18 protein-coding genes and 1 riboswitch are annotated in these 24881 nt (G+C 50.2%); of the genes, 7 read left to right on the top strand and 11 right to left on the bottom strand.

Annotated features, from left to right (window positions below; all coding sequences use genetic code 11):
* The first annotated feature begins 335 nt into the window (after window positions 1–335).
* On the top strand, window positions 336–1097 hold the full coding sequence (locus tag C5O19_RS20550; RefSeq protein WP_104715263.1) for a LuxR C-terminal-related transcriptional regulator: 762 nt from the start codon (window positions 336–338) through the stop codon (window positions 1095–1097).
* A gap of 66 nt (window positions 1098–1163) precedes the next feature.
* Here C5O19_RS20550 and pgl read toward each other — a convergent pair whose 3' ends face one another.
* From pgl to tkt, 5 genes are all read right to left on the bottom strand, one after another.
* Complete coding sequence (gene pgl / locus C5O19_RS20545) at window positions 1164–1892, bottom strand: 6-phosphogluconolactonase (RefSeq protein WP_104715262.1); 729 nt, start codon at window positions 1890–1892, stop codon at window positions 1164–1166.
* Window positions 1893–1955: 63 nt separating this feature from the next.
* The gene (gene zwf, locus C5O19_RS20540; RefSeq protein WP_094815858.1) at window positions 1956–3470 is read right to left on the bottom strand and encodes a glucose-6-phosphate dehydrogenase; all 1515 of its coding nucleotides are present in this window, start codon (window positions 3468–3470) and stop codon (window positions 1956–1958) included.
* Window positions 3471–3539: 69 nt separating this feature from the next.
* Complete coding sequence (gene gndA, locus C5O19_RS20535) at window positions 3540–4973, bottom strand: NADP-dependent phosphogluconate dehydrogenase (RefSeq protein WP_104715261.1); 1434 nt, start codon at window positions 4971–4973, stop codon at window positions 3540–3542.
* A 104-nt stretch (window positions 4974–5077) separates the two neighbouring features.
* Window positions 5078–6169, bottom strand: a complete 1092-nt coding sequence (gene tal / locus C5O19_RS20530; protein WP_104715260.1) for a transaldolase — start codon at window positions 6167–6169, stop codon at window positions 5078–5080.
* 197 nt (window positions 6170–6366) lie between these two features.
* Window positions 6367–8379, bottom strand: a complete 2013-nt coding sequence (gene tkt / locus C5O19_RS20525) for a transketolase (RefSeq protein WP_104715259.1) — start codon at window positions 8377–8379, stop codon at window positions 6367–6369.
* Between the two features lie 251 nt (window positions 8380–8630).
* On the opposite strand from tkt, the gene C5O19_RS20520 reads away from it, so the two are divergent.
* Window positions 8631–9578 (top strand): cation diffusion facilitator family transporter, encoded by a 948-nt coding sequence (locus tag C5O19_RS20520; RefSeq protein WP_104715462.1) that lies wholly within the window; start codon window positions 8631–8633, stop codon window positions 9576–9578.
* Between the two features lie 115 nt (window positions 9579–9693).
* Complete coding sequence (locus C5O19_RS20515) at window positions 9694–10563, top strand: serine hydrolase (RefSeq protein WP_104715258.1); 870 nt, start codon at window positions 9694–9696, stop codon at window positions 10561–10563.
* Between the two features lie 55 nt (window positions 10564–10618).
* On the opposite strand, the gene C5O19_RS20510 is transcribed toward C5O19_RS20515, so the two are convergent.
* On the bottom strand, window positions 10619–11227 hold the full coding sequence (locus C5O19_RS20510; RefSeq protein WP_104715257.1) for an HD domain-containing protein: 609 nt from the start codon (window positions 11225–11227) through the stop codon (window positions 10619–10621).
* A gap of 75 nt (window positions 11228–11302) precedes the next feature.
* The gene (locus C5O19_RS20505) at window positions 11303–11695 is read right to left on the bottom strand and encodes an NUDIX hydrolase (RefSeq protein ID WP_104715256.1); all 393 of its coding nucleotides are present in this window, start codon (window positions 11693–11695) and stop codon (window positions 11303–11305) included.
* Between the two features lie 196 nt (window positions 11696–11891).
* Between C5O19_RS20505 and C5O19_RS20500 the strand changes: the two genes are divergently transcribed.
* Window positions 11892–13079, top strand: a complete 1188-nt coding sequence (locus C5O19_RS20500; RefSeq protein ID WP_104715255.1) for an ATP-binding protein — start codon at window positions 11892–11894, stop codon at window positions 13077–13079.
* A gap of 132 nt (window positions 13080–13211) precedes the next feature.
* On the opposite strand, the gene C5O19_RS20495 is transcribed toward C5O19_RS20500, so the two are convergent.
* Window positions 13212–13469: a hypothetical protein gene (locus tag C5O19_RS20495; protein WP_104715254.1), complete on the bottom strand. Its 258-nt coding sequence runs from the start codon at window positions 13467–13469 to the stop codon at window positions 13212–13214.
* Window positions 13470–13528: 59 nt separating this feature from the next.
* Window positions 13529–13822 carry a hypothetical protein gene (locus C5O19_RS20490; protein WP_104715253.1) on the bottom strand — a complete coding sequence of 98 codons (294 nt, stop codon included), beginning with the start codon at window positions 13820–13822 and terminating at the stop codon, window positions 13529–13531.
* 615 nt (window positions 13823–14437) lie between these two features.
* Between C5O19_RS20490 and C5O19_RS20485 the strand changes: the two genes are divergently transcribed.
* Window positions 14438–16843, top strand: a complete 2406-nt coding sequence (locus C5O19_RS20485) for an alpha-L-rhamnosidase-related protein (protein ID WP_104715252.1) — start codon at window positions 14438–14440, stop codon at window positions 16841–16843.
* 68 nt (window positions 16844–16911) lie between these two features.
* Here C5O19_RS20485 and C5O19_RS20480 read toward each other — a convergent pair whose 3' ends face one another.
* Window positions 16912–17766, bottom strand: a complete 855-nt coding sequence (locus C5O19_RS20480; protein ID WP_104715251.1) for a sugar phosphate isomerase/epimerase family protein — start codon at window positions 17764–17766, stop codon at window positions 16912–16914.
* 278 nt (window positions 17767–18044) lie between these two features.
* Window positions 18045–18488, bottom strand: coding sequence for an Hsp20/alpha crystallin family protein (locus tag C5O19_RS20475; RefSeq protein WP_233207982.1), 444 nt, complete (start codon window positions 18486–18488; stop codon window positions 18045–18047).
* A 260-nt stretch (window positions 18489–18748) separates the two neighbouring features.
* Window positions 18749–19017: riboswitch (cobalamin riboswitch) on the top strand.
* A gap of 106 nt (window positions 19018–19123) precedes the next feature.
* Between C5O19_RS20475 and C5O19_RS20470 the strand changes: the two genes are divergently transcribed.
* The gene (locus tag C5O19_RS20470; RefSeq protein WP_104715250.1) at window positions 19124–20458 is read left to right on the top strand and encodes a cobyrinate a,c-diamide synthase; all 1335 of its coding nucleotides are present in this window, start codon (window positions 19124–19126) and stop codon (window positions 20456–20458) included.
* On the top strand, window positions 20451–24707 hold the full coding sequence (cobN, locus tag C5O19_RS20465; RefSeq protein ID WP_104715249.1) for a cobaltochelatase subunit CobN: 4257 nt from the start codon (window positions 20451–20453) through the stop codon (window positions 24705–24707). Before C5O19_RS20470 ends, cobN begins: the two co-directional genes overlap by 8 nt.
* Window positions 24708–24881: the final 174 nt, after the last annotated feature.

Genomic DNA, 24881 nt, shown 5'->3' with positions numbered 1-24881 from the left:
CTCCGCAGAGATAGAAGGCTATAGGCTAAATAAAACTGTGCCCGCTCTAGACAATCCATTCTTACTATCTTCTCCTGGCTCGGCTAAGCCTACCTAACCCAACCTAAGCATAAATTTTTCAAAAATTTAATTTTATGCTTAGCCGTCAGTTATCTGATTACTTCCACTCAAAAAGTACGTAATTCTTCTTGAGAAGAACTTCTTAAAAAGAACCGTTTTCTCTAAAACAATTTGCAAGAAAGGCTGGTAAGGGGCCAGAGCTTAAGCAATAAGTAATAGTTAATCCACTGATATTAATATATTTACTTAGCCTTCTCAGCTAACACCTACACCCTATGCAAACGCCAACGTACCACGAAGCCCGGAAAATCTGGGATCGTATCAATCGGAATGTACCGACCGACCGCCTGGAGGTCATGGACTCCATTGAAAACTTCAAATCCATTCTGGACTTATTCCATTTAGGCCCTTATTACTACTACCTTTTCAATTGTCGTACGGGTCAAATTGAGTACACCAGTGATTCCGTTAATGAAGTACTCGGTTGTTCATCCGAGGAATTTACCCTGCCCTACGTCCTTGATCACCTGCACCCCGATGATGTTTCTGTCTTTTTGAATCACGAGAACAGTGTGGTGGAGTTCTTTAATCAGATTGCACCGGAAAAAGTCTACAAGTACAAAGTGAGTTACGATTACCGCTTACGGAAAAAAAACGGTCAGTATGCCCGAATTTTACAACAAATTGTAGTCATTCAGTATGGTGAAAATGTACGTACGCTTGGTGTACATACTGACATTTCACATTTGAAAGCAACGGGCTCTTCGGTGCTTTCTTTCGTGGGAATCGATGGGGAGCCTTCGTATTTGAACATGCCGATTGAGCATGTATTTATCACTCGGAAAGAAATCTTGAGTCACCGGGAAAAAGAAGTACTACGAGCCATCGTATCCGGGTACGCCAGCAAACAAATCGCTGACTTACTGTGCATTACCAAGGAAACGGTAGATCGGCACCGGAAGAATATGTTGGGTAAGGCAGAGGTACGCAGCTCAGCTGAATTGGTCGCCAAAGCCGTCCGCGAAGGCTGGATTTAACAAAAAACGTTCGACCCAAGGGGCCGAACGCTAGCAGAAAACCGGAGAAAGCTCCGCCAGGCTTTCTTAGTAATGCATCGACAACTCCGCCGCCGCCGCCCGATCCAGAAACCAGTCCAGATAGCCATTAACGGGTATAATAAGTTGAGCAGGGAATTGCTCAATATCGATTGGATCTTCAATTACGTGGCGAACCGCCTCCGCCTTTCCAGCTCCATAAACCAGAAAAGCCGTACGATCTGCCTGATTAATCAGGGGAGCCGTAAACGAGATGCGGTACACGCCCTGATCATTGAGAAATACTTCTTTCACGGATTGTGAATCATCCGCCAGAATGCTGGTGTAAGGAAACAGGGAAGCCGTATGCGAATTATCTCCCAATCCGAGCAGGATGAGATCAAAGCTTAGCTTCTCACCATTAAAGAACTTTAGAATGGTCTCCGTATACGCTTCAGCCGCCTGCTTGGGTTCCAGGCTGGTATCGACCGCATATACTTGCAGAGGATTAATAAAAAGCGGATCAAACAGCGTTTGCTTCGCCATCAGGTAGTTACTGTCCGGATCCGTATGGGGTACGTACCGCTCATCACCGAAAAAGAAATGTACTTTTTTCCAGTCCAGATCATGGGCGTGATGGGCTACTAGTAACTCATACAACTTCTTGGGCGAACTTCCCCCCGACAGAGCTACTGAAAAGCGGCCTTTTTCCTGGATATTCCGCTGGGCCGTTTCTACAAAAAATACCGCTAGATTTCGCAGCGTTTCATCGACAGTATCCGCAATTGTAATTTTCATAATCGTTTCATAATCAAGTGAGCAAAGGGAGGCAGCAATCCGCCCCCCTTTTTATTGGAATGCCTAGTGCTTCACATTACTCTTTAGCGGTAATGAAAACCAGTGGAAGCCATCGCGGGCAATCAGGGCCTCGGCCGACTCCGGTCCCCAGGAATCTGCGGCGTAGTTGGGGAAGCTCAGACTGGGTTTCGCCGCCCAGGTATCCAGTACAGGCATGAGTAAATCCCAGGCTGCTTCGACCTGATCACCCCGCATGAACAGGGTCTGATCGCCCAGCATCGTATCCAGTAATAGCGTCTCGTATGCTTCGGGAGCCTGATTGGTATACGTGCCTTTGTAATCGAAAACCATATCGACCGTGTTGAGAATCATATCCAGTCCCGGACGTTTCGCCTGTACTTGCAGGCGAATGCTCATTTCGGGCTGAATACTGATAATCAGACGATTTTGGGGCAGACTGTCTTTCGTACCGGAAGGGAAAATATCGTGAGGAACCTCCCGGAACTGAATGGAGATTACCGAAGCCGACTGGTGCATCCGCTTACCCGTCCGTACGTAGAAGGGCACGCCCTGCCAACGCCAGTTGTCCACGAAAAACTTCACGGCTGCAAAAGTTTCCGTGTTGGATTGTGGGTCTACTTTGGCCTCTTCGCGGTAGCCAGGTACCTGTTTGCCTTCCATCCAGCCACTACCATACTGACCGCGTACGGCCGACAGCCGTACATCTTCGGCCGTAAAACGACGCATGGCTTTGAGGACGTCCACCTTGCGATTGCGTACTTCGTCGGCACTGAAGCTAACGGGGGGTTCCATCGCCACCAGACACAGTAATTGCAGCAGGTGGTTCTGAATCATATCTCGCAGGGCACCGGCTCCGTCGTAGTAGTCGCCGCGTTCGCCCATGCCCAGTTGTTCGGTTACCGAAATCTGCACATGTTCAATGTAGTTGCGATTCCACAGAGGTTCCAGAATAGCATTGGCAAAACGGAACGCCATGATATTCTGTACCGTTTCTTTGCCCAGGTAGTGGTCAATGCGGTAAATCTGGCGTTCGTCGAAGATATGAGCCAGCAGTGAGTTCAGCTTCTTGGCCGATTCCAGGTCGTGGCCGATCGGTTTTTCGATCACGATTCGTACGCGTTCGGTATCCGAAGCCAGTCCAGCTTTAGAAATATTTTCGGCAATAATTGGGAAGAAATTAGGGGAAACCGCCAGGTAATACACGACGTTGGCCTTCTCACCCCACTCCTGCGTGTATTGATCGATACGGTTACCAAACTCTTTGTAGGTTTCCGCATCTTTCAAATCCGAAGGTTGGTAGGCAACGTGCTTGGCAAACGTTTCCCATTTGTCGGATTCTGCCTTCCCGCGACGAGAAAACGAGTTGATTCCTTCGAGTAAACGTTCTGCAAAAACCTCGTCCGTCAGCTCCGTACGTCCCGTGCCAATGATGGCAAATTTTTCGGGCAGGTAGCCGTCCAGAAACAAATTATATAAGGCGGGTGCCAGTTTACGGGAATTCAAATCGCCCGTACCGCCGAAAATGATAAATATAGTTGGCGTTGTTGTTGAATTCATGGGGAATGTTGTTGAAGTTGATTAGTAACAAGTCCCTGTTTCTTCAGGTAAGGAAGCCGCTAAGCGGTCTTACTCTAAATCAACTTCTTCTTTGGGTACCCATTCGGTATGGAAAACGCCTTCTTTACCAATAATTTCGTACAAGTGGGCTCCGAAATAATCCCGCTGAGCCTGGATCAGGTTCAGAGCGGAACGACCCGTACGGAAGGCATCGAAGTAACTCAGAGAGGTAGCATACGCCGGAGCCGCAATACCCGATTGAACGGCACTCGTCACCACCGTACGCAGGCCCGGCAAGGCCGCAGTCAACTGCGTTTTTACTCCTTCATCCAGCAACAGGTGCTCGAGTTGAGGATTCTTCTCGTAAGCCTGGTAAATACTATTGAGGAACTTCGAACGAATGATACAGCCACCCCGCCAGATTTTAGCGATTTCGGTGAGCTGGAGTTCGTAGCCATATTCCCGCGAAGCCTTCAATAGCATGTGCATGCCTTGGGCATACGTGATAATCATGCTGGCGAAGAACGCTTCTTCCAGAGCCGTTAAGTATTCCTGTTTTACGGCATCAATTCCCCGACCTTCGCCACTGTATAATTCAGCGGCCTGTTCGCGAAGCTTTTTGTACTTGGACAAATCCCGTTGCGAAACGGCAATATCAATCGTTGGAATGGGCGTTTCCAGATCCATGGCTGCTTGTGAGGTCCACTTGCCCGTACCTTTGGCTTTCGCTTCATCTTTGATGTCGTCGAGTAACTCGTGGTCGGCTCCGGGTTCACGGTAGCGGAAAATATCTTTGGTGATGTTAATCAGGAAAGATTGCAAACGGCCCTGGTCCCACTGGTCAAATACATCACCAATGGCGGCATTGTCCATTTTCAGACCATTTTTCAACAAAGAATACGTCTCGGCAATCAATTGCATCAGACCGTATTCAATGCCATTGTGTACCATTTTCACAAAGTGCCCTGAAGCTCCGGGGCCGATGTAGGTTACACAGGGATCGCCATCTACTTTCGCCGCGATGGCTTCGAAGACGGGTTTCATTACTTCGTAGGCGTGCTTATCACCGCCGGGCATCATACTCGGTCCGCGACGAGCTCCCGCTTCACCGCCCGAAATCCCCATTCCGAAGAAGTGGATGCCTTTGCTTTGCAGTTCGGCTACGCGGCGATTGGTGTCCGTAAAGTGTGAGTTTCCAGAATCAATCAGAATATCGCCCTGATTTAACAGGGGTTCCAGATTGGCAATGACGCTATCTACTACTTTACCCGCCGGTACCAGCATGATGATGGTACGGGGACTAGTCAGGCTTTCAATGAAATCGGGTAAAGAGACAAAACCCTTTACGCGTTTGCCCTGCCCTTCCGTTTCGAGTAATTCAGCTTTGGAGGCGTCCGTATCGTACCCAGCTACGGCTACGTCGTGATCGGCCATATTCAGCAGGAGGTTTCGGCCCATGGTTCCCAGGCCGATCATTCCTATGGTGTACTGTTGAGCACTCATTAGGGATAGGATGGTTTATTTGAAGGTGGGGCGGTTGAAGCCCGTAGACCCCAACCGCCGAACCGAAGAATACAAGTAGCTAGACGTAACGTCCGCTAAAAAGATTAAAGACCTGCCGTTTTTTCGTGAATGGCTTTCAGCAGTTTTTGGTAAGGCTGGATGAATTTCTCGATCCCTTCTTCTTCGAGTTTCGTCGTTACCTCATCCAGGTTAATGCCTAATTCTTTAAGTGTCTCCAGCGTTTGGGTGGCCTCATCCATCCCTTCTTCCAGACGATTAGCAGCATTCCCGTGATCACGGAACGCTACCAGCGTTTCCATCGGAACGGTATCTACCGTATCCGGACCGATGAGTGCTTCTACGTAGTACGTATCCGCAATGGCGGGATCTTTGCTACTCGTACTGGCCCACAGTAAACGTTGGGGTTTGGCACCTTCCGCTTCCAGCTTTTTGAAACGTTCGCTGCTGAATACTCGCTTGTAGATTTCGTACGCTTTCTTTGCTGAGGCAACGGCTACCTTCGCTTTCAGGTCCGTGTTACCGGCTTTTTCCAGCAAGGGATCCACGGCCACGTCGATACGGCTCAGGAAGAAACTGGCTACGGAAGAAATCCGATTGATGGGCTGACCAGCGGCCAGACGATCTTCCAGACCCGAAAGGTATGCATCCGTTACGGCTTCGTAGCGATCCAGGCTAAACAGCAAGGTTACATTGATGTTCAGACCTTCGCTGATGGCCTTACGAATCGCGGGCAAACCTTCCGCCGTACCCGGGATTTTGATCATTACGTTTTTACGATCTACTCGCTCCCACAAATCCAGGGCCTGATCAATTGTTCCCTGCGTATCGCGGGCCAGTTCAGGAGATACTTCCAGACTTACATAGCCATCGGCTCCTTCTACTTCTTCGTTGTAGACCTTTTCGAATAAATCAGCGGCATCTTGGATGTCGGTGATTGCCAAATTATAAAATACATCCTCGTCAGACTGGCTGACCAGGTCTTTCAATTGCTCGTCGTATTCAGTACTGCCACTGATCGCTTTTTCGAAAATAGCTGGATTGGAAGTAATACCCCGAACGCCATCTTCATCGATCAGTTTTTGTAATTCGCCTGACCGAATGAATTTACGCTCGATGAAATCCAGCCAGATACTCTGACCATGCTCATGAATTGCCTTTACGCGATTGGTTGCCATAACTGAAGTAATTTGAGGTTGTTTCTACAGAGTGAACTTTTTGAAGATTAGGATAGTGCCTGTGAACCGGAGAAATTTGAAATTTCAAGTCAGGTTACCCTTAGAGGATTGACCCTATTCCGTCCATACGGCCCCCAAACTTAGTATTTATTTTGTGGAATGAGCGGATTTAGAAATGATCCGCTCGGATTAAGTCCTCATTTCTGGAGTAATGCTTTCGCCCGACTGACTACGTTTTCTACCGTAAAGCCAAATTCCTTAAATAAGTCCTTGGCCGGAGCGGATTCGCCAAAGGTGGTCATGCCAATAACATCCCCTTCGTCGGTCACGTATTTATGCCAGCCGAAAACGGAAGCAGCCTCTACGGCCAGGCGTTTTTTGATCCGTTTAGGCAGTACGCTTTCCTTGTACGCTTCATCCTGTACTTCGAAAAACTCCCAGCAGGGCATACTCACCACACGGGCCTGAATGGATTCTTCGGCAAGCTTTTGCTGAGCTTCCAAAATGAGGGGCACTTCCGAACCCGTCGCAATCAAGATAACGTCTGGCTCACCCTCACTATCGGAAAGGATATAGGCTCCCTTGTGCAAATTCGTCGCCGGGGCGTATTTTTCCTGGTCCAGAATGGGCAAATCCTGACGGGTCAGTACCAGCAATACCGGACCGGTCGTATGCTGCAAAGCCGCTTTCCAGGCCTGAGCGGTTTCGTTAGCATCCGCTGGTCGGATCACTACGATATTGGGCATGGCCCGTAAGGCCATCAATTGTTCAACGGGTTGGTGCGTAGTACCATCTTCACCCAGTCCAATGCTGTCGTGCGTGAACACCAGTACCACCCGAATTTTCATAATAGCTGCCATCCGAATCGGTGGCCGCATGTATTCGGAGAAGATCAGGAAAGTCGCACCATAAGGAATAATTCCCTTCGTCAGGGCCATGCCATTGAGGGCCGCTCCCATTGCGTGCTCGCGAATACCGAAGTGGAAGTTCCGGCCCAGGCGATCTTCCGCCGTGAATGATCCGTAATCTTTCAGCAGCGTATCCGTTGACGGAGCTAAATCCGCCGCTCCACCCATCAGACTCGGCAGTACGGAAGCTAAAGCGTTCAAAACCTTACCTGAAGCCTTCCGCGTAGCCATTTTGCCCTCTTCCGCCTTGAATACGGGCAGATTTTCCTCCCAGCCTTCGGGCAGTTTCAGGCTGCGTTCCTGTTCATACTGAGCGGCTAATTCGGGGTATTCTTTGCTATAAGCTTCGAATAATTCGTCCCACTCCTGCTCTAGTTGTGTTCCTTTTTCACCGATTCTCCGGTAATAATTCAGTACTTCTTCGGGTACGACAAAGGATTGTTCGGGATCAAATCCAAAGTTCTTTTTCACCAGTTTCACTTCTTCTTCCCCCAGGGGCGAGCCGTGTGAACCTGCCGTATTAACCTTGTTTGGACTACCGTAGGCAATTTGCGTTCGTACCTTAATCAGCGAAGGGCGAGTCGTTTCCTGCTTGGCCTTTTCCACCGCCGTCGAAATGGCTTCGATGTCGTTGCCATCTTCCACCACCTGTACGTGCCAGCCATAGGCATCAAAGCGTTTGGCCACATCTTCATCGAAGGCTAGGTTCGTGTTTCCTTCAATAGAAATGTGATTATCATCGTAGAGGTAAATCAGGTTACCCAGCTTGAGATGGCCTGCCAGAGAGGCGGCCTCGGAGGTAACCCCCTCCATCATATCGCCATCACTGCAAATGGCGTAAATCTTGTAATTGAAAAGATCAAAGCCGGGCTTGTTATAGCGGGCCGCCAGATGCTGCTGGGCAATGGCAAAACCAATGCCGTTGGCAAAGCCCTGTCCCAGTGGTCCCGTGGTAATATCTATACCGTCGAGCATACCGTATTCGGGGTGGCCCGCCGTTTTGCTGTGCAACTGACGGAATTGTTTGATATCCTCAATCGTCAGATTATAGCCCGTCAAATACAGAAAACTATACTGCAACATACTCCCATGGCCCGCCGACAGCAGGAAGCGGTCGCGGTTGGGCCATTCGGGATTTTTCGGATTATAGTGCATGTGGTGAGCCCACAGTACGTGCCCCATCGGAGCGGCCCCCATGGGCATGCCGGGGTGGCCGGAGTTTGCTTTCTGTACGGCATCAATGGACAACACCCGTACGGTGTTGATGCCTAACTGTTCAAGGTCGGAATTTGTAGAAGCCATTGGTCACGTTTGAAAAGAAAGGAAGCGATCCTTTCGGGTTTCACACTTCAGAATAAAAGGGTGTAGTTATTAGAAACTATCGTGAAGCTGGTGAGTGAGGCAAAAAAATTATTCCTTTCCGGGTGTTTTTCAGACACTTCCGATAAATACTTTCTGGCACGTACTTTTTTGCTTGCCCTCCGATTTCTTTAAACGTCCCCTTACCTTTAGTGGCCTAGACCTTATTTTTGATTCAACTGTTTCGTGTTTTTATGCCTTCTACCAAACTTGCCATCTACACGGCTTTAGGAGCTAATTTGCTGATTGCCGTGACGAAATTTGTTGCGGCCGGGATTAGCGGGAGTTCCGCGATGGTTTCCGAGGGAATCCACTCGCTGGTCGATACGCTCAATGAAGTTCTGTTGCTGGTGGGTTTACGGAAAAGTCAGCAACCCGCCGACCAGCGAAGGCCTTTTGGATACGGCAAGGAAATTTACTTCTATTCCTACCTGGTTTCCATTCTGATTTTTGCCGTGGGGGGTGGTGTATCCTTTTACGAAGGCGTCACGCACATTCTTGATCCGCACGTTATTGAAGACCCGTTTTGGAATTACATTGTACTGGGTATTGCTTTTGCTCTGGATGGCTTTTCTTTAATCACGGCAACCAAGGCCTTCAATGCCCAGCGTGGTGAGCAGGCCTTCTGGGCGGCCGTCCGTGACAGCAAAGACCCCTCTTCCTTTGTCGTGCTTTTTGAAGACGCAGCCGATGTACTGGGGCTGATGATTGCTTTTCTGGGCGTTTTTCTGGGGCACACGCTGCAAAACCCTTACTTCGATGGAGCCGCCTCGATTTTGATTGGCCTGATCCTCACGGCTGTTTCACTGGTACTGGCTCGGGAAAGCCGGAGCTTGCTGATGGGTGAAGGTGCCGGAGCCGCCATTGAGGCCCAGATTACGGAGGTTACGCAGGCTCATCCATCCGTCGAAACCGTCGTTCAAACCTTAACGTTTCAGGTAGGTCCTGAGCAGATTGTGTTGGTACAGCGGGTGCGGTTTTTGTCCCATTTAACCGCCATTCAGCTTACCCAGAGTATTGAACAGATTCATCAGCAACTACAGGCGGCCATTCCAATGCTGACGCACGTTTTCATTGAGCCGCAGTCCGGTAACAGTTTATTCCAGCAATCCCCCCCTGCTCATTCTACCGGGCACGCCTAATCAGAAATCGGCTTACGTATGATGTTGAGAGTGTTGTAAACGTTAAGGTTAGAGCTAATCTGCCGGATTTTAGCATTTTGGCTGTATCTTACCGACTCACGCTTCCTTGCTTCCTATGAAATGGTTATTCCTGCTGTTGCTTCCCGGACTGGTTCAGGCCCAGTCGACCTCCCTCAAAGAACAAATTCAGCATTATTTATCCGGTAGAAAAGGCACTTACGCCGTCGCTTACAAGAATCTGGCCACGGGCGATCATGTCTACATCAATGAAAACGATTCCTTTCATGCGGCCAGTACCATGAAAACGCCCGTTATGCTGGAAGTATACCGGCAGGCGTACAAAGGAAAATTTTCGGTTCTGGATTCGATTGTGGTAAAGAATGAATTCAAAAGTATTGTGGATGGAAGCCCGTACTCGCTGGTAGCGACGGACGATAGTGAGCCGAAACTTTACGAGAAAGTGGGCCAGAAACGGACTATCTACGATCTGATGTACGAAATGATCATTTACAGCAGTAATCTGGCGACGAACATCATCATTGATCTGGTAGATGCTCGGAATGTCACCAAAACACTCTGTAAAATGGGAGCGAAACATACGCAGGTACTCCGAGGCGTTGAAGACAAAAAAGCGTTCGCTCAGGGACTGAATAATAAAGTTTCCGCGTATGATTTAGCCCTACTGTTTGAGAAAATTGCGAAAGGAAAAGCCGTTAGTCCAGAGGCTTCGCAGGCGATGATCAGTATCCTCTTGGATCAGAAATTCAATTCTGTCATTCCGGCCAAACTACCGAAAAGCGTCAAAGTCGCTCATAAAACTGGCTCGATCGTAAGTATTATGCACGATTCGGGCATTGTGTATTTGCCCGACGGCCGGAAATACGTACTGGTTTTGCTTTCCAAAAACTGGCAAGAACCAGATCGCGAAGCGGCCGTTGAAACGATGGCTACGGTTTCAGAAATGATCTACCAGTCGATTCAATAAATCCCGGTTGCTTACGCGTCGAAAACTTCTCGACGCGTAAGCAACCGAGCCCGTGTTATTCCTGCGGAAGTTCCGGTTTCTGGATGTAACCTTTTTCCAGACTATCGTCGATCATCGTTTTGGCGAAGTCCCAGATGTGATTCGAGCCTTTGTCAATCACGCCGACTTTCTTGATGACTTTTTCGTAATCCACGTTGAATTCCTTCCAGCTTCCGCCCTGATTGGACACATTTTGCAGTACCGGCTCAAAGCGGTCGATGGCGTGAGCAAACCGGGATTCGGGCGTTTCGCGGGCTTCAAATTCTTCCCAGATCGTCAGGAATTCTTTGCTTTGTTCTTCGGGAAGCAACCCAAAAATGCGAAGAGCAGCTTTGTGTTCGGCCGTTGCATCATCGTGGTTGAGTAGAGTATCGAACAGAAACACGTCTCCGGAATCAATTTCGACGATGTCGTGAATTAAAAGCATCTTAACGACTTTCGAGACATCGACGGGTTCGTTGGCGTGCTCGGCCAGTACCATCGCCATGAGGGCCAGATGCCAGCTATGTTCGGCGTCGTTTTCGTGCCGATCGCTGTTAAACAAACGGGTTTTCCGTTTGATGTACTTGAGCTTGTCAATTTCCTGAATGAAGGAAAGTTGTTGAAGCAATTTGTCAAATGACATAGTATAGATGATTGAAGGATGGTTAAAACCGCAAAAGTACGCGGATTTTTAAACGAGGCAAAGCCTGTTCTTACCCTATCGTAACAGACCACTTTCGAAAAGAGAATCAAACAGCAACTGAGCCGCCACGGAAACTTTCGCCCGATCTGCGTAAGACAGGTACACCATTTCTTCAATTTCTGAGTCCGGCTGCAGCGTTCCTTCGTAGGCGGCGGTGTAGCAGCTTAGTCGTACCAGTACACCTTCGGCTTGCCCGTGGGCCTGAGCTTCGAAGGTTCCAATCCAAGACAGCGTTTCGAACTGAAGGGTTACGCTCAGTTCTTCCTGAATTTCTCGTAGTATAGCTTCAGCGTCCGTTTCGCCAGCTTCGCGTTTGCCACCGGGAATGTAATACAAGTCTTTGTTACGACTGCGGGCGACCAGAATCCGGTGATTTTCCAGGTGTACCCAGGCCAATTTATCGATCATAGGGAAGTAAACGATGAGATAATAGCTAAAAATGAATAGCGTTGTAAAAGTTCCTAGGTTTACGTTTGTATACCAGGCTTATACGTAAGTAGGCGTTGTTGAAAATGCCAAGTATTCATTTCGTAACGCTTCAGCTCTTCACTTAAGTATGGATTTCGTCCTTGCAAATCGAAAATAAAGTATTAGATTTACAAGGATGATTAATCGAGAAGCACAGGCTGAAATTATTCGTTTGCTGGAAGAATATCCGGCGGTAGGCGTATTAGGCCCACGGCAGGTGGGCAAAACGACGTTGGCGGAAGAAATTGCCGCCATGATCAGTCCCGACCCTATCTACCTGGATCTGGAAAGTCCGAGTGACCTGGCTAAACTTAGTCAGCCGGAAGCCTATTTTCAATTGCACGAGGGTAAACTTATCATTCTGGATGAAATACAGCGGGTTCCCGAGCTTTTCGCCATTCTTCGCGGCGTCATCGATCGGCGGCGGCGGCAAGGCTACAAAACGTCACAGTTTTTGATTCTGGGCTCGGCTTCGCTGGATTTGCTTAAACAGTCCTCCGAATCGCTGGCCGGACGAATTGCCTACGTGGAATTGTCCGGTCTGAATGCCCTCGAAATTTTGCAGGCAAGCCCTGCCCCTCAGGATCAGCTGTGGTTACGGGGCGGTTTTCCCGATAGCTATCTGGCCCGTACGGATACGGCCAGTCTGCGATGGCGAATGAATTTCATCAGTACCTATCTGGAGCGAGACGTACCGCAACTGGGCCCGCGTATTCCCGCCGTTACGCTGCGGCGGCTTTGGACCATGCTGGCTCATCAACAGGGGGCTCAGGTAAATCTGGCTCAGTTGGGGGCCAGTCTGGATTTGACGGCTCCTACCATTAAACGCTACCTAGAGCTACTCGAAGATTTACTATTGATTCGTACGCTTCGGCCCTGGTCGGGTAACGTCGGTAAACGGCTCGTCAAAACGCCCAAAGTGTATATACGTGACAGCGGTCTTACTCACGCCCTTTTACAGCTAACTACCCTGGACGACGTATTAGGACACCCTGTCGTGGGAGCCAGTTGGGAAGGTTTTGTGGTGGAAAATATTCTATCGGTACTGCCCGTGGGCTGGACACCCTGGTTTTACCGCACCTCTGCCGGGGCTGAAATTGATCTGGTGCTGGAACGAAATTCCCGCGAGATCTACGCTATTGAAATCAAGCGTTCGCTTACCCCAACGGTTTCGAAAGGGTTTTACCTGGGTTGTGAAGACGTCAGGGCTACTCGTCGCTTGGTGGTGTACGCGGGCAAGGAACGCTTTCCGCTTTCTAGTGAAGTCACCGCTCTTTCGCTAACGGACCTCATGCAGGAATTGCAGCAATTCAGGGAAGAATAAAGGGGGTAGTCTACAGGAAATAAATCCTTATTATGCCGCAGAAAAGGAGTACGGTACTGCTTCCATCAATAAATTTCTGACCTATCGTACGAAGATAACCTTCTGCCGTAACTCCATTTCTGCCAAACTGGACTAGGTGGCTTTCAACAGCGTACTTTGTTCACAAACGCCATTCATGTAATCGATAGTTAATAAGGCAATGGCTCGTCCTTGACGGCTCTTCATGCTTGGAATGGAAGCATACGAAGTCCGGCCATCTAACAAAATGGACAAAGCTTCCTGTAGTCCTTCCTGTAGGGGCGTTTCCTCCGTGTTTCGGGCTTGTAGAGAAAGTAACTTCTTATCCAGTAGCGTAATCGTACGCTGAATTTGGTTTTCGGATGGTTTCATGCGTGGATAGTAAAAATAAAAATCGTCTCTTGACGGTCAGTAAAGCAGATAGCAAGTGTTTAATCCAACACTTGTATCCAGAGAATCTTGGGATCAAACTTGGTATCGACCTCCTTGATCTCAAAAGAATGCGTTTTTAGCCACTGCATCAGGGTTTGCACGTGACGATCTTGCGTAAAAGATGAATCCTGAAATAGATACGAGCGTTTGTGCCGGATGCCCACCCCCGAGAGCGTATCACCAATTTTAGGAACCGAGCTTACGGCAGTAGTCAACATAACACCTTCTCGCAAAGGCGTCAGTACTGTTAAACGCGTGTTTTCTACGGTAAATTTAACGATCATCGTTTCCATAGGTTCAGTGATAAAATGTGAATACCCACGGACTAAGCAGGTACTATTAACAGAAAAATCATTCTTTCTTGTTAAAGAAAGTACTGGAAAGCTATAGAATGATCGGGGATTGAGAAGTTGCTACTCAGCGAACACAGGGAGGTGGGGAATTCCGAGCGTGTCTATTCCTATCAACGATAGTTCACGTTATTTGTTCAACAAGGTAGCATTATAAATTGAAAAAACCTAGTAATAAGGGGTTTTCCTGATTGAAAGTACGCAGGCGAAAACTAGTAACTTCCTACGTCTTTGCGTAAGCCGAGTAGTAGAGCTTTTAATGAGCGTACACCACGTTTTCTATCGCAGCCGTTTTTCAAATAAAGCTACCGAGGACCAATCCTCTACACTTGTCTCCGAATGAGTCGTTTTAGTTTCTTTCCACTCACGTCTAAAATGCCGTCGTGACCGTTATTGAAAAGTTGAGTTTTGAAGACTTATACCAAAACTTCCCTTTAGCAACTTGTTGAAGTAAGCGTTAGAACGTACGCTGCTTCTAAATTTAAAACATTATAGACGACGCGTTCTTTTCTAACCACTACCTTTAGTGCCTCCTCTACCCTACTTAATTCTTTGCTCATGCGTGGATTTTTTCGAAACGTTATTCTTCCGCTTTCGCTCTACTGCCTCATGATCATTTCCGTATCGGCTCAAATTCGTTTGGCGGGTTACCAGCAGGCCCGCATCAATCCGGAGTTATTCCAACATCATTGGGCCGCCCGCTGGATCTCTGTTCCCGATGCTCCCAACAATGCCTACGGGGTGTATCATTTCCGGAAAAGCTTTGATCTGGCCGCTCGCCCTGAACACTTTTACGTACACGTCTCCGCTGACAATCGTTATAAGCTTTTTGTGAATGGAAAGCTAGTCAGTCTGGGTCCAGCCCGCAGCGATCCGTACAACTGGAATTTTGAAACGGTTGACCTGGCCCAGTACCTGAAAAAAGGCAGTAATCTGCTGGCGGCCGTCGTGTGGAATTTTGCCGAGTACAAACCCGTAGCTCAAATGAGTTTTAATCGGACTGAGTTTTTGCTACAGGGTGATACGGCGGCCGAACAAGTGGTTAACACCGATGCTACCTGGCGATGCGTGAGTAATTCTTCCTACTCACCCTGGCAAAAACCCGTCTACGGCTATTACGTAGCGGGTCCGGGCGAAAGCCTCAATGCTCAGCAGTATCCTTGGGACTGGGAAAAATCCACCTTCGATGATAGCTCCTGGCCGCAAGCCCACATGGGTTTGCCCGCCGCTACGAAAGGCCGCCGCGACTATCCCGGTCGATTGCTGGTGCCGAGTCCGCTCCCACCGATGGAAATGGTACAGGAACGCCTGACGCAGATTCGACTTACTGAAGGCCTCGAAAAACCTTCCTCCGGCTTTTTGAAGGGTAAAAAAAACCTGACGATACCCGCCCATACTAAAGTTCGACTCCTACTAGACAATGAACAGCTGACAACGGGTTATCTCTCCCTTCAATTCAGCCGCGGGAAAGACGCGGAAATTCGAATTTGTTACAGCGAAGCCCTGTACAGTGATTCATTGACGCACGCCAAAGGCCATCGCGATCAGATTGAAGGAAAGTTTTTTGTTGGGTATGAAGATCGGGTTCAGGCCGACGGCGGTTCAAATCGCGACTTTACCTCACTGTGGTGGCGAACGTATCGTTACATTAATCTGCTGATCACCACGGGGGACGAACCTTTGGTCCTGAAAGATTTATTCGGAACGTCTTCGCGGTATCCGCTCCAGCAGGAAACTACTTTTTCGTTACCGGAGCGTAAAGATTTGCAGCAAATGCTCGACATCGGCTGGCGTACGGCCCGACTGTGTGCCAACGAAACGTACATGGATTGTCCCTACTACGAACAGTTGCAGTATTTTGGCGATACCCGCATCCAGGCCTTGATTACCCTCTATAACACCCGCGATCCGTGGCTGGTGAAAAATGCTTTGGAGCAGGGTCGGCAGTCGATGGTAGCCGATGGACTAACCATGAGCCGTTACCCCTCCAATCTGCACCAGTTTATTTCCTCGTTTTCGCTGCTCTGGCTTGGCATGGGTTATGATTACTACCGCTACCGGGACGATGCGGCCTATCTGAAAACGCTGCTTCCCGCTCACCGGCAGATTTTATCCTGGTACGAACAATGGCTCAAGCCCGATTACAGTTTAGGCTATGTTCCGAACTGGTTTTTTGCCGACTGGGCGGGCAGCTTTGATTACGGCGAACCGCCCCGTGAAAAAGACGGCGACTCGGCTTTTCAGGATTTGCTGTATCTGATGTCCCTGCAAATGGCCGCTGAACTCGAACAAAACCTGGGCATGCCCGCTTTGGCACAGCATTACCAAACGCTACAAACGAACCTGAAGAAAGCCATTTATCAGCATTACTGGAACCCGGAAAAAGGGCTACTGGCCGATACGAAAACACAGCGTTCGTACTCCCAGCACGTCAATGCCTTGGCGGTACTCGCGGACGTAGTCGAAGCAGATCAGGCGAAACAGGTGATGCAAACGGTACTTTCGGATCGTAGTCTGACGCAAACCACTATTTACTTTCGCTACTACGTGAATCAGGCTTTGAGTAAAGCCGGACTGGGCGATCTTCTGCTGGATCACCTGCAACTCTGGCAGGAGCAGATGAAGCTGGGCCTGACGACCTGGGCTGAAATGCCTGAACCATCCCGTTCGGACTGCCACGCCTGGGGTTCGAGTCCGAATATTGAATTTTACCGCATCGTACTCGGCATTGATTCCGAGGCGTCAGGTTTTAAGAAAATACGGATTGCTCCGGCCTTGGGTACCTTGAAACAAGCTTCGGGGAGTATGCCGCACCCCGCAGGGACGATCAAAACGCAGTATACCTTAAACGCACAAGGCAAGTTAACCGCCCGCATCACCCTTCCTTCGGCGACGAGCGGAACTCTTCACTGGAAGGGCAAAACGTATCCCCTTCAGGAAGGACCACAGGTACTTGAGTTATAAGGTATTTAGACAAAAAGCCCCCACTTAAAAGCTGATTTTTAAGCGGGGGCTTTTCTATCAAGGCATTTTTATTCTTTTAATCCTTTCAGGTACCCAATGCTTTGGGGCACCTGCTGAGCGATACTCGGACTTTCATCCTCAATAAAGTAATGCCGAATGCCCAGTCGTTTGGCTTCTTTAATAACGCCGGGAATATCGATCTGTCCTGTTCCTAACGCTACGTCGTTTTCCAGCGGGGTTGATCCCGTAAAGTCTCCTTTTACTCCTTTCTTAAGGTCTTTCAGGTGAATTAGCTCAAACCGTTTGCCGTATTTTTTGAGCAAAGCCACGGGGTCGGCCCCGCCGTGTTGGGCCCATAGAACATCCAGCTCAAAGGAAACATCCGACGGATTGGTGTTTTTGACGAGGTAATCAAACAACGTTCCCTGTTCGTAAGGGCTAAACTCGTAGCCGTGGTTGTGGTAACAGAAAGTTAAACCCGCAGCTTTCAGTACTTTGCCCGCTTTGTTAAAATCTTCGACGGCTTTTTTCGCATGATCGATGTTGAATGCTCCCTGATGCGGAATCCAGGCGACCATAACGTACCGGGAGCCCAGGGCTTTTGCCTGTTTGATAACACTCTGAGGGTCACTCACCAGCTCCTCGTACGAAGCTCCTGTGGCGGGTATGGTAAGCTTCCGCTTTTGGAGCATCTGCTTGTACGCTTCGGGAGTCAGGCCTTTCGGCGTATTTCCCTCGATTTCCGTAATACCCAGCGAGGCAATCAGATCCAGCGTTTTCTCTACGTCTTTCGCAAACTCATTGCGATAGGTATACGCCTGAACGCCAATGGGAAAAGTATATAAAGGTTTGTTACTTTGGGCAAAGGTGACTTCCAGCCCTAGCAGAGCCATCAGAAGTGTGCGGACAAAGAATACTTTCATAGAAAGGTTTAGATAAGATTTGTATTCAAAGATACACTCCTTGTTGATCGAGTGGTTTTCGTTCTAGCAGGAAAGTTCGTTGCTGGTTTGTCTGCTTCGGGAGTAATCCTTTTGTATCTAGGAACTGTCGCAAAGCTTTGCCTTGTAGAACGCATTGACAAGCGTCACAGACGCTCGTCAAACCACAATTAAAAAGGCTTCCTACCCCCTCAATAGCCCCTTATACACAAAAGGACTGCTTTAGAAGCAGTCCTTTCAAAAGTGAAGTATCGCAGTAATTACTGAATACTAATCAACCGGGGAGCTTTCTGTTTTACCTCTTCCCGTTTCGGAATCGTCAGATGCAGCAGTCCATTTTCGTAACGGGCCTGGATGCCTTCTTCATTGACCACATCTTTCGGCAGTACAAAGGTCCGCTCGAAAGACTGGTAGCTAAACTCCCGACGGGAGTAGTGTTCTTCTTTTTTGTCTTCCGTTACCGATTGCTTTTGAGAGGAAATCTTCAGCGTATTTCCGTCAAGCTGGATGTGAAAATCCTCTTTTCTCATGCCCGGAGAAGCCATTTCGACTTCAAACGCATCGGCCGTTTCGCGAATATTCACCGCCGGAACGGTCGTACCCGTCGATGAAAAATGCGATTGATTCCAATTGAAAAGGTCGCGACCTAGGAAATCATCAAAAAAGCTGGGGAAGCTGGGAAACAGCTCATCCTTTTTTCTCATGAGTGACATAGTTACCTCCTTTTTAAAAGTTGATCAAACGAATTCGATGAAGACGTTTCTTCATCACTTCCGCTCTTTTAAACGGGCGTGCCAAAATTGTTTTTCTTACCTATTGTCAGCGAAAACTGTCAAATTTTCATTAGGTAATCTTTCCTTTTGACAGTTAAATGAAAGATTACGGAGTCGCTAATCTTACTAGTATCTCAACCATTGGGGACGAATCCCAGGGTTTATACTACTGAAACGCACGCAAAGCAACGTATCTTCGTCCCCGAAAAGGTTCTGCTTAACCGCGGATGAATAGGGAATCGTGCAGACCGCCGATGCGGTTTAAATCACGAGCTGTCGTGCAACTGTATGTTTTAGATGCGTTTTGAGTTGTGAGTTTGGTGTTTTGAGTACCTGCCCTTCCACCACACTAAACTCAAAACTCTACACACTTTCCAACGATCATGCCACTGTACCTCGCGTATGGGAAGGCGTTGGAAAGGAAACGAGCCAGGAGACCTGCCTTTTTGTATCGGTTACACGCTTTCACGGACTAAGGCGGAAATCAGAAGTAGGTTTGCCGGAGGGGTGTACACGTCTCCGATTCTTCTTTTTTGTCTTTTTCAGGAAGGCCAGCTTATTCTTTCATGGCCAGTCATTTTCTCATTGCGGCTCCGCATAGTGGTTCGGGCAAGACGACGCTTACGCTGGGTCTGTTGCGGGCTTTGCGACACCGGGGGGTAACGGTTCAGCCCTTCAAGTGCGGGCCCGACTACATTGATATTCAGCACCATCGCACGGCCGCCGGACGAGCCAGTATCAACCTGGATTTGTTTATGGCCTCCCCCGAACACCTGCAGACGCTGTATCAAACGTACCGTTCCGGGGTAGATGTGGCCGTTACCGAAGGCGTGATGGGCCTGTTCGACGGAGCCGACCGGATGCAGGCCAGTACGGCCTCGCTGGCCGAATGCCTGGGTATACCCATCATCCTGGTGGTACACGCCAAGGCAATGGCGTACTCGGCAGCACCACTCCTGTACGGCTTCAGGCATTTTTACGCGGGCATACAAATCGCCGGCGTCCTTTTCAATGGGGTACAGACGACCTCGCATTTTCGTTTTCTGGAAGAAGCCTGTCAGGATGTAGGGTTGCCCTGTCTGGGCTATTTCCCTACCCATCCCGATTTTACCATTCCTTCCCGGCACCTCGGATTACGCACGTCTTCGGAGATCGACTACGAGCGAATCATCGAAGCCATCGCCCGGAAGATTCCGCAGACCATTGACCTGGATCGACTATTGGCCCTTACTAAAACCGATGAAGAAGCTTCCCTAGCTCAAGCCTTGTCCCATCGTACGGCCTGTAAGGTGACTATCGCCCGGGATGAGGCGTTTTCATTTCAGTATCACCAAAACCTAGCGGTGCTGGAAGCCCTGGCGGAAGTACAGTACGTAAGTCCACTCCGGGACACCGAGCTGCCCGAAACAGATCTCTTGTACCTACCCGGTGGCTACCCTGAATTGCACGCTCAGGCCCTGAGTGCCAATACGACATTTCGGGAAAGCGTGCGAGCGTATTGCCAGAACGGCGGATACGCCTACGCGGAGTGCGGCGGGTTGATGTACCTGGGCCAGCAGTTAACCGATGTGGATGGTCACAGCTATCCGATGGCCGGGGTGTTTCCCTTTTCAACGAGTCTGCAACACGCGAAGCTGACCCTGGGTTATCGACAAATTCACTTTCAAAATACCTTACTGAAAGGTCACGAGTTTCATTATTCTACCTTACAGGAAGCGGAAGAACTATCCTCCCTGGCTCCGGTCCGTAATGCCCGGGGTGTGGAAGTCGGGACTAAAATCTACCGCATACAAAATACCCTGGCTTCGTACGTACACTTATACTGGGGCGATGGCCCACCGTGGCTGACGGATCTGCTACGTACGCTTGCTACTTCCCTTTACACGCATCCACATGGCTGAAATCAAACGGCAACGGGTCATGCGACCCGATGGAAAAGCCATTAATCTGGTCCAGCGGCGGGGACATTTGTCCTACTGCTATAATGCCTGCTGCTGCGGGCGAACCGACCGCGGGTACGCCCCGGTGCTGGTTGACGTCTACAAAAACGAATGGCTCCGCCGAAAAATGCGGAATCAGGTTCACCTGACCAAAGGCGGCTGCCTGGGGCCCTGCACGCTGGCGAACGTGGCAACCCTGCTTTTCGACGGGCATTCGGTCTGGTTTCATTCGGTCAATAGCGAATGGCACATCAAAGCCATTTTCGATTACATCGACCGCATGCTGGCCGCCGACTGCTTCCTGAGTCCACCCGCCGAACTGGCCGAATTTGTCTTTCAGTACTATACCTGGAAAGGCTCGGAAACGGCCACCCTACGCGGGGAAACGCCCTCGCCCACCGATGGAATTGTGTTTCTGACGCACGCCGATACGGATTTGCTGACTCTCAGCCGGATCAGTCTACCCGACGATTTTCCCAAAGTACTGGGACTGAGCCTGCTGGCGATCAAGACCGAAGCCCACATGGCTCAGTTGCTGGAACGGGAGATTGGAGCGGCTCAGGTAATTATTTTGCGGATTCACGGACGGCCCAGTAGCGTACCTGGTTTTCATGAACTGGTGAAGCGGGCCCAGCAGAATCAACAACATTTGATTGTCATCAGCGGTACGGGCGAACTCAACCCGGAATTTGCGGCGGTTTCTACGGTATCTCCGGCCATTCAGCAGGATGCCTTATCCTACGTGCAGGCGGGCGGAGCGGGGAATTTTACGTCGCTGCTGTACTACCTTTCCGATCACTTGTTGCTGACGGGGTACGGAGCCGACCTGCCCCAGACGCTGCCCGAGCACGGCCTTTACCATCCCGACTTACCCGAAAATGCGGAGCTGAGCGACTGGCAAAAGCACTACGATCCCCAACAGCCGACGGTCGGGATTACCCTTTACCGTTCGCACTGGATCAGTGGGAATACGGCGTTCGTGGATGCTCTGATTCGTTCGCTGGAAGATCGCCAGATCAATGCCCTGGCAGTGTATACTTCTTCCTTGAAAGCGATCCATCCCGAAACGGGCCGCCCGCAGGCCTTTCAGTTTTTCGACCGCACGACGGGCGTAGCCATTGATACACTGATCAATACGGTTTCCTACGCCATGACGGATGCCGATCAGCAAGGTTCGTCCGGGGCTTTACGTAAGCTCAACGTACCGATTTTGCAAGCCATCACGAGTGGGATGAGTCGTGTGCCCTGGGAGTTGTCGAGTCGTGGCCTGACACCCCTCGATACTGCCATGAACGTTGCCATTCCCGAATTTGACGGGCGTATCATCACCGTTCCCATTTCTTTCAAGGAAAAAAACGGCGATACCACGGCGTATGAGCCTGTCCCCGACCGCATCGAGCGGGTAACCGGAATCGCTCAGCGACTGGCCCGCCTTCGTCATACGCCGAACGCTCAGAAACGGGTCGCTTTCATTTTTACCAATTCCAACGCCAAAGCTTCCCAGATTGGGAATGCCGTCGGACTCGATGCTCCAGCTTCCCTGCTGGCGATGTTACAGGCCATGCAGGATGAAGGATATACCCTGGAAAATCTGCCGACCACGGGTACGGAACTGATTCACCAGCTCATTGACCGCTGTTCGTACGATGAAACCTACCTGACGCCCGAGCAACTCGCACAAGCAGTGGGACGCGTATCTACTTCGCAATACACGCAGTGGTTGAAAGAGTTACCCGAACCGCTCCAGCAGAAAATGCTCAAGCAATGGGGCCCGCCACCGGGCGAAACCTACGTACACGAAGGAAAGATTTCATTAGCTGGTATCGAGCTGGGAAATGCCATCGTGCTGCTTCAGCCACCCCGGGGGTATGGCATGGACCCCGATGCCATTTATCACCAGCCGGACCTGGCTCCGACACACCATTATTACGCCGTTTACCGCTGGCTCCGGGATGTCTGGAAAGCCGATGCTCTGGTGCACGTGGGTAAGCACGGTACGTTGGAATGGCTGCCGGGTAAAGGGATGGGCTTGTCGGAAAACTGTTTTCCCGACGCGATTCTGGGTGATTTACCCCTGTTTTATCCCTTCATTATCAACGATCCCGGCGAAGGTTCGCAAGCCAAACGCCGGGGGCACGCCGTTGTTGTTGACCACCTGACGCCGCCCATGACTACCGCCGACCAGTACGGCGAACTGGCTCAACTCACGCAACTCGTGGATGAATATTATCAGGTAGAAATGCTGGATCCGTCCAAACTCCCCCTACTCCAGCGGCAGATCTGGGAGCTGATTCAGCGGACGAATCTGGATACGGATTTGTCGGCCCTGCTGAGTCGCGACCATGGCGATCACAAACATGACTGGGACGATGAACTGACGCCCGAAGGCGTACCTGTAACGCTGACGGAGATGGCAGGTAAGGACATTGCCCACTTGATTGAAGACATTGACGGCTACCTCTGCGAACTGGGAGCCGCTCAGATTCGCAATGGCTTGCACACCTTGGGGCAAGTACCCGAAGGCGACGCTCTGGTCGATTTATTACAGGCCATGACTCGCCTGCCCAATCAGGATTTCGCCAGCTTACCCGAGACGATTGCGGACTTGTTCAACCTTGATTTTTCACATTTACAGGAACACAAAGGACAGAAACTGTCGCAGGTTGACCCACATTTTCAGGAATGGGCGGGCCGTCCCATCATTACGGCGGCGGATGCTCTGGAAGTGATCGATGAGATGAGTAATCACTTGTTTCGGGTACTGCTTCAGCATCGGTTTCAGCTGTTGCAACTCGATGCAGTACTTTTTGAAACCTTCCAGCTTCCTCCGGCCCAACTCGATCGGTTGCGACCCGTCTTGCAGTACGTGTGTGAACAGCTAGTACCGAACCTGACCCGAACGGACGAGGAAATTTCTAATTTGCTGCACGGTCTTTCGGGCGGGTATGTTCCCGCCGGTCCGAGTGGGGCTCCTACCCGGGGCATGGCTCATATCCTTCCGACCGGACGCAATTTTTACGCCGTCGACCCCCGGGCTCTACCCTCGCAGGCGGCCTGGGAAGTGGGGCAGCAACTGGCCCGCGAGGTACTCGAACGACATAAGCGGGAATCTGGAACTTACCCCGAAAGCGTAGGCATCAGCATTTGGGGGACGAGTGCCATGCGAACCCACGGCGACGACGTGGCCGAAATTCTGGCTCTGCTTGGTGTACGACCCGTTTGGCAAACCGAGAGCCGCCGGATTACGGGCGTTGAAATCATTCCGCTGGCGGACTTGGGAAGACCCCGAATCGATGTCACGACCCGGATCAGTGGGTTCTTCCGCGATGCCTTTCCGCATTTAATTGATTTACTGGATGAAGCCGTACAGTTGGTCATCGCCTTGGATGAACCGGAGGATCAGAATTTTGTCCGCAAGCATTATCTAAAGGATTTAAACCAACTACAGGATTTGCCGCTGGAAGAGGCGGAAGAACGGGCGGCGTACCGCATTTTCGGAGCGGCACCAGGCAGTTACGGAGCAGGGATTTTGCCCCTGATTAACGAAAAAAACTGGCAGAATGAAGCGGATTTCGCTCAGGCTTATCTAAACTGGGGTGGTTACGCCTACGGCAAACAGGCGGCGGGGGTAGATGCCCGACAGGAATTTCAGCAGCGGCTTTCGGGCGTGGAAGTAGCCCTGCACAATCAGGATAACCGTGAACACGACATTTTCGACAGTGATGACTACCTGCAATTCCACGGCGGCATGATCGCAACCATTCGCAGCCTGACCGGCCAACAGCCCAAGCATTACTTCGGCGACTCGCAAAACCCCGCCCGACCCGTGGTGCGAGATTTGAAGGAAGAAGCCCTGCGGGTATTCCGTTCACGGGTGGTGAACCCGAAATGGCTGGAAAGTATGCAACGCCACGGCTATAAGGGCGGTCTGGAATTGACGGCCACGGTCGATTATCTCTTCGGCTACGACGCCACGGCCCAGGTTCTTGAAGACTGGATGTACGAAAACGTAGCTCAAACCTACGCCCTCGACCCGCAACTCCAGAGTTTTCTGCGGGAAAGTAATCCGTGGGCCTTGCAGGCCATTACTGAACGCCTGCTCGAAGCCGCTCAACGAAATCTGTGGGAGGAACCTTCGCCGGAAACCTTACACGCCTTGCAACAACTGTATGAATTAAGTGAGGGAATGTTGGAAGGTCGGTCAGAATAAAACGTTCCAGGGGTTACATCCATGGCTAAGTATATTGAACTCCTTCGGAATTATGCACTTTTAAAACCTGTAATCTCTACTAAAACCTTTTGCCGTCATTCAGATTCCGTATGCCTGAATTCGTGGCGGTCGTTTCAACCCCGGAGGGGTTCCATATACTTAGCCCCGTATGAA

The sequence above is a fragment of the Siphonobacter curvatus genome, assembly GCF_002943425.1.
Lineage (GTDB): Bacteria > Bacteroidota > Bacteroidia > Cytophagales > Spirosomataceae > Siphonobacter > Siphonobacter curvatus.
Note: the sequence above shows the minus strand (reverse complement) of the source record. Positions and strands in the feature narration are given on the sequence as shown.